Raw genomic sequence first — 13,562 nt, 5'->3', positions numbered from 1 at the left:
GGACGTGGGGTAAAGTTCTGTTCGCACGATCACGCGGGACACCGCGGGTGAGAGCAACGGGACGTGGCGCAGCTTGGTAGCGCACTTGACTGGGGGTCAAGGGGTCGCAGGTTCAAATCCTGTCGTCCCGACTTGTGAAGGTTTTCGCAGGTCAAGGGCTGTTTCAGAGGAATCCGAAACGGCCCTTTCGTCATTTTCGGTCCGCGGCTGAGCTGCTTCGGGCAGGCTCTGCTCGCCACGATCCCGCCTCGCCCTCGCGCTTCTCCGCCGGCTCCGGTGTCAGTGTGCTGGGCTATCCTTCCCGCCGCCGTACAACGACGCGGAGGACCAAGAGAATTGACCGGCCTGTCTGCTTTTCCGCTGCCCTTTCACGCTTCCCGTTCCATAGCGTTCGCGACACCCCGAACGCTGCGGGAACTGCAGATGATGCAGTGCAGCTCGCACATCCGGGCGAAGCCGGGGTGGTTCGACAAGATGAACGACGCCGACATCGTGGCCAGGTGGACGCGGGAAGCGGTCGCCCAGGGCCTCACCGAGGCGCAGGTCCGGTACGTGCTTGCCGAACTCGGGCACTACGCCGCGCTGCGGGACGGGCGAACCGGCATCGAGGTGTCCGCCGTCGACGGGGTGTGGCAGTCGGACACACTGGTCGACGACCGTCTCAGGTCCCGGCTGCGCGAGGCGGTCCGGGTTCTGGAACAGGTCCCCGAAGAGGAACAGGACTGGCATCCCGGGTCCGACGGCCAGGTACTGGACCTGGTCCATCCCTCACTGTTCTGCCTGGTGAGAGGCGTGAGCGGCGCGCCCGAGCAGGCTTGGCGGAACCCGACGGACCGCTACTCGAAGTACGAGTTCTCGGAGAAGTTCCAGTGGCTGCCCACGGACGTCGACGTCAGTGACGACGGTGACGTCACCTTCCGTTCCTACGTCAACAACGTCCACCCCGAGACGCATCGCGAACTGGCCTCCGTCCTGCCGGAGCTGTTCGCGCGCTTGCGCCCGCTGATGGAGAACGTGCTCACCGACCTGCGCCATCCGCGGCCCCTGCGGATCGAGGCCGATCCCTACGGGTGGTACGACTCGCAACCGGAGTATCCGGACGAGTCCTCCTACAGTGACGAGGCGGCCCACGCCGAAGCCGTCCGTGCGTGGGAGGAGGCCCAGGACGAGTGGTGGGAGAACCGCCGCCCGGTCGTCCCGGACGCCCCGCCCTTCACCCCGCCCGAGGTGCCCGACGCGTCCGCCCGGGTCGACCTGCGCGGCCGCCGCCTCCAGGTCATCGTCAAACTCGCCACCATCCATCTCACCCCGGACAAGCCCGAGTACCCTGGCGGTTCCTGGCATGTCGAGGGGATGCTGAACGAGCGGATCGTCTCGACCGGCATCTACTACTGGGACAGCGAGAACATCACCGAAAGCCGGCTGGGTTTCCGGGCGGCACTCGACGACCCGCACTACGAACAGAACGACGACAACGGTCTGCGCGAGGTCTACGGCCTGGAGGACGAAGACGCACTCAACCAGGTGCTGGGGTCGGTCCCGACACCGGCGGGCCGCTGCCTGGCGTTCCCGAACATCCTGCAACACCGTGTCGACTCGTTCCGCCTCGTGGACCCCACCCGACCGGGGCATCGCAAGATCCTCGCGTTCTTCCTGGTCGACCCGTCGGAGAGGATCGTCTCGACGTCCGACGTGCCACCGCAGCAACCCTGGTCCACCACCTCGACCATGACGCTTGAACAGGCCAGGAACTACCGCGAAGAACTCATGCGGGAACGCAAGTTCTTCGTCGACGAACACAACGAGCAGCTCTACGAACGAGAATTCTCCCTCTGCGAGCACTGAAGATCTGAAGATCTCCGGTCACCCCGTGCCCACACGGGTCGGGGGTGGTTCCGGATTCCTCCGGAACCACCCCCGACCCGTTGTCGCGGACCGGCAGGGCCGTCAGGGCGCCACGGCGCGGCCGGTCTGCGGGGAGATGCGGCCGGCGCACAGACCCTTGCTCGCCAGCGTCTGGGCGATGCGCGGGATGGCGGCGAGGGTGTTGGCCGGCCATTCGTGCATGAGGATGATCTGGCCGTTGCTCAGCCGGGACACGGCCTGCACGATCGCGTCGGTGCTCGCGCCGTTCCAGTCCTGCGAGTCGACGTCCCAGATGATCTGCCTCAGCCCGTACTTGCTCTCCACCGCCTGGACGGTGGCGTTGGTCTCGCCGTACGGCGGGCGGAACAGCTGCGGCGTGCCGCCGCCGGCCGCGGCGATCGCCTGCTGGGTGCGGGAGACCTCGGAGTCGACCTGCGCCTGGCTCAGCTGGGTCAGATGAGGGTGGGTGTAGCTGTGGTTGCCGATCCACATACCGGCGTTCACCTCGGCCCGGACCTGGGCCGGATAGGCGGCGGCGAACTGGCCCTCGTTGAACATCGTGGCCCGCAGGCCGTTCTGCCTCAGGGCGTTGAGCAGGGCGGGGGTGTGGTCGCCCGAGGGGCCGTCGTCGAAGGTGAGTCCGACGTAGCCGTTGCAGGCGGCCGCGTGGGCCGGGACGGCGTCGACGGTGGAGGTGACGGTGCCGGCCAGGGCTGTCGCGGCGACGGCCAGTCCGGTCAGCAGGGAGCGGGGTGCGGCGCGCATGCGGGTGGGTCCTCCTCAGGGGCGGGCGTGGCCGCGGCGGGGCGTGACGGGAAGGGGCGGGGCGGTCATCCGTTCACCGTGATGTTGGAGCTGCCGCTGCTCTGGTAGCCCTCGGTGGCCAGGATCATGTAGTAGCTGAAGCTGCCGAGGGGCATGCCGGCGCGGGCCCAGGCGTCGAAGTGGTTGCCGGTGGTGATGGTGCCGCCGGTCCGCTTGGACTGCCGGACGCTCCAGTACTGGTTGAAGGTCCTGGTGCCTTCGACGGACGGGGCGTTGTACCGGGTGGTCTGGTAGATGTCGTACGTGCCGCCGTCGCTGGTGACCGTGCCCTTGTAGGTTCCGGTGGGCCGGTAGGTGCCCCAGTTGTCGACGATGTAGTACTCCACCAGCGGGTTCGAGGTCCACCCGTACAGCGCCAGGTAGGCGTTGCCGGACGGGCTGAAGCTGCCCGAGTAGGAAACGGTCCTGCGTCCGCCGTTGCTCCAGCCCTTGCCCGCGACGAAGTTGCCGGTGTTGCGCCACGAGGTGCTGTAGTTGCCGCCGGAGTTCAGGGTCATGGAGACCGTTCCCGGCGCGTCGGTCCAGAAGGAGTAGAAGAAGCCGTTGTCGGTGCCGGTCTGGTTGCTGGTGATGGTCGTGGCGGCGTGGGCGGTGCCGGGCAGCAGCAGCCCGGAGGCGGACGTGGCCAGCGCCAGGGCACCGGCACGGTTGATGAAGCCCCTGCGGCTCATCGGGCGGGAAAGGGCGTGGTCCATGTCCATGCGTCCTCCTGGATGAGAGCGCTCGGCGCGAATTGTCATGATCGCGCCATGCAATGGGTGGGGGGTCGTCCCTGCGGGGAGGGCTCGATTGCTGGAGAGTATGGGGCCGGGCGGAAACGGCGGTCAATGCGTCCGTTTCCGAAACTTCATCGAAACTCGGCGGCCATAAACCGGGTGTAGGTGCGAAAGTTTCGATGCCGATCGAATCCTCCGCGGAAATATGGCGGGGCGCGGTGGTTGACGCGCCGAGGCCGTCTGCCTAGCGTGACGCAACGCTCGTAAGGCATGCCGAAACTTTCGACCTCTTTCCGGGAGTGCCCGTGAACCTGCCCCGCCTCCTCGCGACAGCCTGCTGTCTCGCCCTGCTTCCGCTCGCCGTCGCGAGCCCCTCCCACGCGTCGGGCGGCCCCGCGGCGCCCGACCGTCCGCTGCGGCAGCTCGCCGCCGACGACCACCTGCGGATCGGTACCGCCGTCGACGTCTCCGCGCTCACCGACGACACCGACTACCGTCGGCTCACGGGCTCCGAGTTCTCCACCGTCACCCCGGAGAACGTGATGAAGTGGGAGTCCCTCGAACCCCGCCAGGGCGAGTACGACTGGGCCGCCGCCGACCGCCTGGTCGACTTCGCGCACCGGCACGGACAGAAGGTGCGCGGCCATGTCCTGGTCTGGCACAACCAGTTGCCGTCCTGGCTCACCGCGGGCGACCTCGACGCCGGTCGACTGCGCGCCGCCCTGCACCGGCACATCACCGACACCGTGCGGCACTTCAAGGGCCGGATCTGGCAGTGGGACGTCGTCAACGAGGCGTTCAACGAGGACGGGACGCTGCGCGACAGCATATGGCTGCGCACGCTCGGCCCCGGCTACATCGCCGACGCCTTCCGCTGGGCGCACGAGGCCGACCCGCACGCCCTGCTCTTCTACAACGACTACAACACCGAGTGGACGGGACCGAAGAGCGATGCCGTCTACGACCTGCTCCGCAGCCTGCGCGCCGCGGGCGTACCCGTCGACGGCGTCGGCTTCCAGGGGCACTTGAGCATCCGGTACGACCTGCCCACCGGCATGGCGGACAACTTCGCCCGCTTCGACAGGCTCGGTCTGGCCACCGCGGTGACGGAGGCGGACGTCCGCATGCCGGTGCCGGCCGACTCCGGCAGGCTCGCCACCCAGGCCGAGGGGTACCGGCGGCTGCTCGACGCCTGTCTGCGCACCCGCCGCTGCATCTCGTTCACCGTCTGGGGCTTCACCGACCGGTACTCCTGGGTCCCGGACACCTTCCCCGGTGAGGGCGCGGCCAACCTGTTCGACGAGGACTACCGCCCGAAGCCGGCGTACCGGGCTCTCCAGTCCGAGCTGGCGGGCCGGGCGCGGTCCGAAGCGGCCGGATAGCGAAGGCCGCCCGTCCCGGCCGTCCATGGCCCAGCCGCCCCCGAACCCGTGGCACGGCCACCCCCGAACCCGTGGCACGGCCACCCCGAAATCCACGTCGCAGCCGTACCCGAGCCGTGCGCGGGTAGCCGGATGGACGGGACACGGCCGGGCCGGTACGGAGAGGAAGACTCGTGGACGGACGTTCGCTTCGCGCGGTGGGCTGGGCGCGCTCACTGCCGCTCGACAGTCAGGTCAAGACGGCACGGGACTGGGCGCGAGCCCATCTGGCCGAGCTGGGCTGGACCCGCTCGGCCCCCGAGACGGTGGACGACGTGCTGCTGGTGGTGTCCGAACTGGTCACCAACGCCCACGTGCACGCGCACAGCACCGCCCAGCTGGTGATGTCCTGGGACAACGATTGCCTGCACATCGCGGTGCACGACACCTCCCCGGTGCTGCCCGGGCCCCGGAACCCCGGGGTGCTCCAGCCCGGCGGGCGCGGCGTGCTGCTGATGGACGCCCTGGCCGACCACTGGGAGGCCCGGCCCTGTCCGCACGGCAAGACCGTCGTCGCCTGTTTCCGGCCGCCCGCCCAAGGGGACGCCTGACACCCGCAACGCCCCTGCCGGTGTACGGGGGTTCAGCCGAGGGCGGGCGGCGCGGTGCTCTGCCGTATCACCAGGTGTGTGGCGAGTTCGATGCGCAGTGCCGTCTTGCCGGGGTCGGTGGGGCGCAGCAGCATCCGTGCCGCCTCCTCGGCCATGCGCTGGAGCGGCTGCTGCACGGTGGTCAGCGGCGGGCTCGACCACCGGGCCGGCGGTACGTCGTCGTACCCCACCACCGACAGATCCCCGGGCACGCTCAGGCCCAGCACCCGCGCCGCCTCAAGGACGCCCAGTGCCTGCAGGTCGCTCCCGGCGAAGATCGCCGTCGGGCGGTCCGGGCGCCGAAGGAGGTCCATGGCGTGCTCGAAGCCGCCCTGGACGTGGAAGTCCCCGAAACGCACCAGCCGCGGGTCCGGTTCGTGGCCCGCCATCGCCATCGCCGACCGGTATCCGTCCAGCCGGGCCAGTGAGCACATCAGGTCCTCGGGTCCGGTGATGATGGCGACGCGCTCGTGTCCCTGTTCGGTGAGGTGACGGGTGGCGGCCACGCCTCCGGCCCAGTTGGCGGAGCCGACCGACGGGACGTCGGGGTCGGGATCGCCCGCCGGGTCCACGATCACGAACGGGATGGCCCGGGACCGCAGCTGCCTCTTCACATCCTCCGGAACGGTGGAGAAGACCAGCAGCACGCCGAGGGGCCGGCGGCGCAGCACGCCCTCGATCCACTCCGGCCCGGGAGCCTGCCGTGTCCCGCTCTCGGTGAGCGCCACGGTCGCGTCGTTCCGCTTGGCGACGTTCTCCACACCGCGGATCAGTTCCATCGCCCAGACGCTCTCCAGTTCGTGGAAGACGATCTCGATGAGGGGGGCCTGCGGCGGCCCGGCGGCCCGTCGGCGGTAGCCGTGGATCTCCAGAAGACGCTCCACCTTGGCTCGGGTCGTGGGGGAGACATCCGAACGGCCGTTGAGGACCTTCGAAACTGTCGGAAGCGAGACGCCGGCTTCTCTGGCCACGGCTGCCAAGGTAACTCTGCGACCGACCTGGGCTTCTTCGCGCATGGGCGCAGCATAGGCCACGACGCGGGTAACGGTTTGGCTGCGTACGTGCACGACCGTTGACCATTTCTTCCCCGGCCTCCTACTGTCCAGCCGCAGGACTTTCGACTTTTAATCCGAAACTTTCGGAAGGCGGACGACCATGCGTACACGGATGCCCCGCGTGCTCGCTTGCGGAGCGACACTCGCCCTCGCGGCGAGTCTCGCGGCGTGCGGGAACGGAAGCGGCGGGGGTTCCTCGGACGACGGCAGGATCCACGTGCTGGTCTACGGGGACGCCAGCAACAAGGTCGAGAAGCAGATGGTCGACACCTTCAACAAGACGTCGAAGGTCAAGGCCGTCCTCGACACCATTCCAGGCGCCGACTACCAGCAGAAGCTGCAGACGATCATCAATACACCGCAGGCGCCGGACATCTTCTTCAACTGGGGCGGCGGCAGCATCCAGCCGTTCGTCAAGGCCGGGCTGCTGATGCCGCTGGACGACTTCGTCAAGAAGGACCCGAACCTCGACGACAAGTTCCTGCCCAGCGTCTACAACAGCGCGGTCGTCGAGGGCAAGCCCTACGGCATCCCCATGCGCGGCACCCAGCCGGTGCTGCTGTTCAGCAACAAGGAGGTGCTCGACAAGGCGGGCGTCAAGCAGCCGGCGACCTGGGACCAACTCCTCGCCGCCGTCAAGCAGCTCAAGTCCGAAGGCGTCACACCGATCGCCCTGGGCGGCGGTGACCAGTGGCCGACGCTGATGTGGTTCGAGTACGTCTACGACCGCGTCGCCGGCCCGGAGCTGTTCCAGAAGGCCCTGAGCGGCGACAAGGACGCCTGGGCGAGCGCGGACAGCAAGAAGGCGCTCGGCATGCTCAAGGAACTGGTCGACACCGGCGCCTTCGGCAAGAACTACGACTCGGTGAAGTACACCAACGGCGCCTCGCCCGCGCTGGTGGCCCAGGGCAAGGCCGGCTTCGAGCTGATGGGGTCCTGGTACTACGCGCAGCAGCAGCAGGACGCGAAGGACTTCGCCGCCAAGGGCCTCGGCTACAGCACGTTCCCGACGATCCCCGGCGGCAAGGGCGACCCGTCCGACGTCGTCGGCAACACCAACAACTTCTATTCGGTGCTGAAGAAGACCAAGCACCCCGAGGCGGTCGCCGAGTTCCTGAAGCTGATGTACTCCGACGAGTTCGTCAAGGCCCAGATGGCCATCGGCAACCTGCCCACGACCACCAACACACCGAAGTTCCTCGACACTTCGGCCAGCCCCGAGTACTCCCGTTTCCAGTACGACCTCGTCGCCAAGGCCAAGTCCTTCCAGCTGTCCTGGGACCAGGCCTTCCCGCCGTCGGCCATGACGCCGATCCACCAGACCGTCCAGCAGTTCTTCAACGGACAGCTCGACACGGACGGCTTCATCAAGGCCATGCAGGCCCTCCCGACCGAATGAACCGCTGATGACCACACAGCTCACGAGCGCTCCGCCCACCGCCGCGCCCGGCAAGGCCCGGCGGCGGCCGGAGGACTCCCACACCGCACGCGGCACGCGCCCCGGCTTCCTCTGGGCCCTGCCCGCCACCCTGTTCTTCGCCCTCTTCGCCCTCGCACCGCTGGTCATGGTGGCGGTGCTGTCCTTCATGAGCTGGAACGGCCTGGGGTCACCGCAGTTCGTCGGGACGGACAACTGGGAGCGCATCCTCGACGACCCCGTGATGATCAACAGCATCTGGCTGACCCTGCTGCTCACCGCCCTGGGCGTGGTCATCCAGACCCCGCTGAGCATCGTGCTCGGCGTCTGGGCCGCCGGACACCAGCGCAACCGCGCCGTCCTCTCGGCGGTCTACTTCGTCCCGCTGCTGCTGTCCGCCACCGCGGTCTCGGTGCTCTGGCGGGCGCTGCTCGACCCGAACTTCGGCATCCCCGCGCGGATGACCTGGCTGTTCGGGGACGGCAACCTGTTCGGCGAGCAGGCCACGGCCATCGGGGTGCTGGCCTTCGTCAGCACCTGGCAGTTCACCCCGTTCCACACGCTGATCTACCAGGGTGCGGCCCGGGCGATCCCGCCGGTGCTGTACCAGGCGGCCGCGATCGACGGCGCGGGGCGCTACCGCCAGTTCTTCCACATCACGCTGCCGCAGCTGCGCAACTCGGTCATCACCTCGATGATCCTGATGATCGTCGGCGGGCTGACCACCTTCGAGACCGTGCTCATCCTCACCCAGGGCGGACCGGGCACCGACACCACGATCAGCGCCTACTACATGTACCAGAAGGCCTTCAAGGGATTCGACTTCGGCGCCGGCTCGGCCATCGCCCTCTGCCTGGTCGTCGCCGCCACGGTGGTCTCGCTCATCGTGGTCCGCGTCTCCGGCTACGACAAGATGCGCAGCGACATGGAGGGGGTGTCATGAGGCACCGCCCCAACTACCTGGCCGGAGCGGGCTCGATCGTCTGGCTCGTTCTGGTGGGTCTGCCGCTGTACGTGATGCTCGCCGCGACCCTGCGCACACGGCAGGACTACGCGAAGCACGGCCCGGTGTCCTTCCCCCGCGACTTCACCCTCGACAACTACACCGCGGCGTTCGACTCGGGCTTCGGCCGGTACTTCCTCAACACCATCGTCGTCACCCTCTGCGTCGTCGGCGTGGTGCTGCTGCTCGTACCACCCCTGGCCTACGCGATCGTACGCAGCCGCAGCCGTGTCACCTCGCAGGTCTTCCGGCTGTTCCTGCTGGGCCTCGCCATCCCGGCCCAGGCCGTCATCGTGCCGATGTTCTACCTGATCAGCGAGGCGGGGCTGTACGACAACCTGCTCGGGGTCATCCTGCCCACCGCCGCGTTCTGCCTGCCGATGTCGGCGCTCATCCTCAGCGGGGCCATGCGGGACATCTCCCCGGAGCTGTTCGAAGCCATGACGATGGACGGCGCGAGCCCCCGGCGGATGTTCTTCCAGCTCGTCGTCCCGCTCTCGCGCGGCGGCCTGTCCACGATCGTGGTGTTCTCCGCGCTCCAGGCCTGGAACGGCTTCCTGTTCCCGCTCGTCCTGACCCAGTCCGACTCGACCAAGGTGATCACCCTCGGTCTGTACAACTTCCAGACCGAACACGGCGTCGACATCCCCGGTCTGCTGGGAGCCGTGACGCTGTCCATGGTGCCCGTCCTGCTCGTCTACCTGTTCGCCCGCCGGGCCCTCGTCCAGGGCCTGATGGGCATGGGAGGAAAGTGACCGCCAACGTGGCCGTAGAGACCACCCCCGAAGTCCCCCTCTGGAACGACCCCACCCAGGACATCGGTACCCGCGTGTCCGCGCTGATCGACGCGATGACCGTCGAGGAGAAGATCGCCCAGCTGTACGGCGTGTGGGTCGGCGCGTCCGACGAGGGCGGCGAAGTCGCCCCGCACCAGCACGACATGGAGGAGGCCGTCGACCTCGACGCGCTCCTGCCGGCCGGGCTCGGCCAGCTGACCCGCCCCTTCGGCACGGCGCCCGTCGACCCGGCGCTCGGCGCGCTGTCCCTGCTGCGCACCCAGACGCGGATCGCCGCCGCGAACCGCTTCGGCATCCCCGCGCTGGCCCACGAGGAGTGCCTGGCCGGATTCGCCGCCTGGGGGGCCACCGCCTACCCCGTCCCCCTGTCCTGGGGCGCCACCTTCGATCCCGGCCTGATCCGCCGGATGGCCGCCGCCATCGGCCGCGACCTGCGGTCCGTCGGAGTCCACCAGGGCCTCGCGCCCGTCCTGGACGTGGTGCGCGACGCGCGCTGGGGCCGTGTCGAGGAGACCATCGGCGAGGACCCCTACCTCGTCGGCAGTATCGGCACCGCCTACGTCCAGGGCCTGCAGTCCGCCGGAGTCGTCGCCACCCTGAAGCACTTCGCCGGGTACTCCGCCTCCCGCGCGGGCCGTAACCTGGCACCCGTCGGCATGGGCCCGCGCGAACGGGCGGACGTCATCCTGCCCCCGTTCGAGATGGCCGTACGCGAGGGCGGAGCCGACTCCGTCATGCACGCCTACACCGACACCGACGGAATGCCCTCGGCGGCCGACGAGGACCTGCTCACCGGGCTGCTGCGGGAGACGTGGGGCTTCGACGGCACCGTCGTCGCCGACTACTTCGGCATCGCCTTCCTGAAGACCCTGCACGGTGTCGCCGGTGACTGGGCCCAGGCCGCGGCCACGGCCCTGCGCGCGGGAGTCGACGTGGAACTGCCCACCGTGAAGACGTTCGGCGCGCCGCTCGCCGAGGCCGTCGCCGCGGGCCGGGTGCCGGAGGCGCTCATCGACCGGGCGCTGCGCCGGGTGCTCGTCCAGAAGGCCCGGCTCGGACTGCTCGACGCGGACTGGAACCCGGTGCCCGCCGCACTCGCGGGAGCGGACCTGGACGACCCCGACGCCCTGCGCGGCACCGTCGACCTGGACACCTCCGAGAACCGGGAACTGGCCCGTACCGTGGCGGAGGAAGCGGTCGTCCTGCTGGCCAACGACGGCACCCTGCCGTTGGCCCGGCCACGCAGCATCGCCCTGATCGGCCCCAACGCGACCGCTCCGACGGCCGTGCTGGGCTGCTACTCGTTCCCCCAGCACGTCGGCGTGCACCACCCGCAGACACCGCCCGGCATCGACCTGCCCACACTGGAGGACGCCCTCCGGCGGGAGTTCCCCGACGCGGAGGTCACCGTCGTCACGGGCACCGGTGTCGACGACGGCGACGTCTTCGGCATCGCCGAAGCCGTCGGCACCGCGCGCCAGGCCGACGTCGTCGTCGCGGCCCTCGGCGACCGCGCCGGCCTCTTCGGCCGGGGGACCAGCGGCGAGGGCTGCGACGCGGAGTCCCTGGCGCTGCCCGGCGCCCAGCAGCGACTGCTCGACGCGCTGCTCGACACGGGTACGCCCGTGGTGACGGTCCTGCTCGCCGGCCGGCCCTACGCCCTCGGCCGCGCCGCCGACGAGGCCGCCGCGATCGTGCAGTCCTTCTTCCCCGGAGCGGAGGGCACCACCGCCATCGCGGGCGTGCTGAGCGGCCGGATCAACCCGTCCGGACGGCTGCCCGTCAGCGTGCCCCGCGACGGCGGCGGCCAGCCCGCCACCTACCTCGGGGCGCGTCTCGCCCAGGCCAGCGACGTGTCCAGCATCGATCCCACGGCGGCCTTCCCGTTCGGGCACGGCCTGGCCTACACGTCCTTCGCCTGGGACGGCCTGACGGTCGACCGGCCGGAGGCGGACACCGGCGGCGAGTTCTCCCTCGCCTTCACCGTGCGCAACACGGGGGAGCGGGCCGGCACCGAAGTCGTCCAGCTCTACCTGCACGACCCGGTCGCCTCCGTCGTCCAGCCGGTGCAGCGTCTCGTCGGCTACGCCCGGGTCGCGCTCGCCGCGGGCGAGGCCCACCGGCTGCGGGTGACCGTGCCGGCCGACCTGGCCGCCTTCACCGGCCGCGACGGACGGCGGGTGGTCGAACCGGGCGAGCTGCACCTGCGTCTGGCGGCGTCCAGCACCGACACCCGCCTGACGGCGACGGTGACCCTGACCGGCCCCGAACGCCATGTGGACCACAACCGCCGGTTCCACGCGCGCTTCGAGCAGGAGACGCAGCCGGGGACACACTGACCCGCACCGCGCCGTGGCCCGCTCCTTCGCCGACGGGGACGGGCCACGGCGCGCGGCCGGCACCACCCGTGGTCAGCCGCGCCGCACGGTGACGCTCACCAGCCTGCCCGGGCCGGCCAGGACCCGGACCCGGCCTTCCGTGTCGCGTACGACGGTCGCGCCGCCGTCGCCCGTGATCCGCCACGTGCCGGCCGGAAGGGACACCGTGGTCACCCGGGGCCCGGCGGAAGCCGCGCGGTAGGACAGCCGGTACACGCCCGCCCCGGAGTCGTACCCGGCGAAGCGGACCGTGCCCGCCACGGCCTCCGCGTACGGTTCGGCGGTCAGCTCCTTGTGGGGGCGGAAGGCACCCGTGTCGTCCACCGCGCAGTACCCGCCGCCGTAGCACCACACGTAGCCCGCCCAGCCGGAGGCGTAGCGGCCCAGGGAGGCCATCGCGTCGCGGTAGAAGCGGTTCATGCGGGGCAGGGCGCTGTCCGGCGGCCCCCATTCGCCCACCACCACCGGGACCCCGTACCGCTTCGGGTACTCGGTGACGGCCCGCTCGTACGCCTCGATCCAGCCGGCCCCGGGATCGTAGTCGGCGCCCGCCTCCATGGCGGTGTCGTAGAAGTGCGGCGCGTACACGACCCGGGGATCCTCCACGCGCCCCAGGCCGGTGGGCACGCCCTCGCCCACGATCGGGGTCGGTTCGACGAACAGCCAGGCGTCCCGGTCGACCGGACGGACCGCGTCCGCGAGGCGGTTGTACATCGGCGTGAGCTGGTCGCGTTCGATGCGGCGCGCGGCCGTCGCCAGGTCCTCTCCGGGTCTTTGCTCACCCATCGGCTCGTTGACGAGGTCGTAGCCGAGCACGGCGGGATGGCGGGCGAAGCGGGCGGCCAGCGTCCGCCACATCGCGGCCTGGGCGCTCTGCAGGTCCGCGTCCTCGTAGAGATGGGTGAAGGCCCGCTGTACGGCGGGTTCGAAGTACTCGGCGAACCAGTCGTCCGGATGCGGGGTGAACGGCAGCCCGTCGGTCCTCGTCGCCCACTCGGGTATGCCGCGGTGGCCGAAGGCGGGGCCGAAGACGTCCTGGTGGGCGTCGATCACCACCTTCAGGTGGTACTTCCCGGCCCAGTCCAGGACGCGCTCGATCCTGCGGAGGTAGCCCCGGCTGTACTGCCCGGGTGCCGGCTCCAGGTCGTCCCAGAAGACCAGCAGCCGGGCGAAGTCGAAGCCCTGCGCCCGCATGTCGCGCAGGTGGCGTTCGGTGATGGCGGTCAGGGCCGCCTCGCCCCGGTGTGTCTTGTCCTCGATGTTCCAGCCGTGCAGGGTGAGCACCCGCCCCTGCCGGTCGGTGAGCGGCGGGATGTTCTGCCCGGCCTCCTCGGCGTGGGTGGTGGCGGGGGCCAGCAGGGCGGCGACGGCCGCCCCCGCCGTCAGGATCGCTCGCAGCACGGAAAACCTCCCGGACCGGTGGGGCAGGTGTTGCCGCGCATCCCACCAGCCACGGGGTGAACCTTCAAGAGCCTTGCCCGTAAAGGGACTTCA

General features: G+C 69.9%; 10 protein-coding genes, 1 tRNA gene and 1 pseudogene. 8 read left to right on the top strand and 4 right to left on the bottom strand.

Going from position 1 to position 13,562, the window contains the following annotated elements; all coding sequences use genetic code 11:
* Positions 1 to 57: 57 nt before the first annotated feature.
* Positions 58 to 131, top strand: a tRNA-Pro gene (locus tag IEZ20_RS25980).
* A gap of 205 nt (positions 132 to 336) precedes the next feature.
* Positions 337 to 1,845, top strand: a complete 1,509-nt coding sequence (locus IEZ20_RS25975; protein WP_189302956.1) for a DUF4246 domain-containing protein — start codon at positions 337 to 339, stop codon at positions 1,843 to 1,845.
* A gap of 56 nt (positions 1,846 to 1,901) precedes the next feature.
* On the opposite strand, the pseudogene IEZ20_RS25970 reads toward IEZ20_RS25975, so the two are convergent.
* Both IEZ20_RS25970 and xynA read right to left on the bottom strand, forming a co-directional pair.
* Positions 1,902 to 2,631, bottom strand: a pseudogene (locus tag IEZ20_RS25970) (polysaccharide deacetylase family protein); the annotation flags it as partial.
* A gap of 65 nt (positions 2,632 to 2,696) precedes the next feature.
* The gene (gene xynA, locus IEZ20_RS25965) at positions 2,697 to 3,392 is read right to left on the bottom strand and encodes an endo-1,4-beta-xylanase XynA (RefSeq protein WP_189302952.1); all 696 of its coding nucleotides are present in this window, start codon (positions 3,390 to 3,392) and stop codon (positions 2,697 to 2,699) included.
* 320 nt (positions 3,393 to 3,712) lie between these two features.
* Here xynA and IEZ20_RS25960 point away from each other — a divergent pair, with 320 nt between their 5' ends.
* Both IEZ20_RS25960 and IEZ20_RS25955 read left to right on the top strand, forming a co-directional pair.
* Entirely contained in the window at positions 3,713 to 4,789 is a 1,077-nt protein-coding gene (locus IEZ20_RS25960) for an endo-1,4-beta-xylanase (protein ID WP_189302950.1), read from the top strand.
* Positions 4,790 to 4,962: 173 nt separating this feature from the next.
* Positions 4,963 to 5,379, top strand: a complete 417-nt coding sequence (locus IEZ20_RS25955) for an ATP-binding protein (RefSeq protein ID WP_189302948.1) — start codon at positions 4,963 to 4,965, stop codon at positions 5,377 to 5,379.
* A gap of 32 nt (positions 5,380 to 5,411) precedes the next feature.
* Here the strand turns inward: IEZ20_RS25955 and IEZ20_RS25950 are convergent, their stop codons facing one another.
* Positions 5,412 to 6,434 carry a LacI family DNA-binding transcriptional regulator gene (locus tag IEZ20_RS25950; protein WP_189302946.1) on the bottom strand — a complete coding sequence of 341 codons (1,023 nt, stop codon included), beginning with the start codon at positions 6,432 to 6,434 and terminating at the stop codon, positions 5,412 to 5,414.
* Positions 6,435 to 6,585: 151 nt separating this feature from the next.
* On the opposite strand from IEZ20_RS25950, the gene IEZ20_RS25945 reads away from it, so the two are divergent.
* From IEZ20_RS25945 to IEZ20_RS25930, 4 genes are read left to right on the top strand one after another with little or no spacing between them, the layout of a single operon-like run.
* On the top strand, positions 6,586 to 7,872 hold the full coding sequence (locus tag IEZ20_RS25945; protein ID WP_189303216.1) for an ABC transporter substrate-binding protein: 1,287 nt from the start codon (positions 6,586 to 6,588) through the stop codon (positions 7,870 to 7,872).
* A 7-nt stretch (positions 7,873 to 7,879) separates the two neighbouring features.
* Entirely contained in the window at positions 7,880 to 8,833 is a 954-nt protein-coding gene (locus tag IEZ20_RS25940) for a carbohydrate ABC transporter permease (RefSeq protein WP_189302943.1), read from the top strand.
* Positions 8,830 to 9,648 carry a carbohydrate ABC transporter permease gene (locus tag IEZ20_RS25935; protein ID WP_189302941.1) on the top strand — a complete coding sequence of 273 codons (819 nt, stop codon included), beginning with the start codon at positions 8,830 to 8,832 and terminating at the stop codon, positions 9,646 to 9,648. The genes IEZ20_RS25940 and IEZ20_RS25935 overlap by 4 nt, the downstream gene beginning before the upstream one ends.
* Entirely contained in the window at positions 9,645 to 12,029 is a 2,385-nt protein-coding gene (locus tag IEZ20_RS25930; RefSeq protein WP_189302939.1) for a beta-xylosidase/alpha-l-arabinosidase, read from the top strand. The genes IEZ20_RS25935 and IEZ20_RS25930 overlap by 4 nt, the downstream gene beginning before the upstream one ends.
* 72 nt (positions 12,030 to 12,101) lie before the next feature.
* On the opposite strand, the gene IEZ20_RS25925 is transcribed toward IEZ20_RS25930, so the two are convergent.
* Entirely contained in the window at positions 12,102 to 13,469 is a 1,368-nt protein-coding gene (locus tag IEZ20_RS25925; RefSeq protein ID WP_189302937.1) for a cellulase family glycosylhydrolase, read from the bottom strand.
* Between the last annotated feature and the right edge of the window lie 93 nt (positions 13,470 to 13,562).

Source organism: Streptomyces cinerochromogenes (assembly GCF_014648635.1).
GTDB classification, from domain to species: Bacteria; Actinomycetota; Actinomycetes; order Streptomycetales; family Streptomycetaceae; genus Streptomyces; species Streptomyces cinerochromogenes.
This window is presented reverse-complemented; position numbering and strand designations above follow the sequence as displayed.

Bases quoted from the DNA above. Each gene is read 5' to 3' on its own strand.
- xynA (WP_189302952.1), bottom strand. From the start codon at position 3,392: ATGGACATGGACCACGCCCTTTCCCGCCCGATGAGCCGCAGGGGCTTC.
- IEZ20_RS25935 (WP_189302941.1), top strand. From the start codon at position 8,830: ATGAGGCACCGCCCCAACTACCTGGCCGGAGCGGGCTCGATCGTCTGG.
- IEZ20_RS25945 (WP_189303216.1), top strand. From the start codon at position 6,586: ATGCCCCGCGTGCTCGCTTGCGGAGCGACACTCGCCCTCGCGGCGAGT.
- IEZ20_RS25940 (WP_189302943.1), top strand. From the start codon at position 7,880: ATGACCACACAGCTCACGAGCGCTCCGCCCACCGCCGCGCCCGGCAAG.
- IEZ20_RS25950 (WP_189302946.1), bottom strand. From the start codon at position 6,434: ATGCGCGAAGAAGCCCAGGTCGGTCGCAGAGTTACCTTGGCAGCCGTG.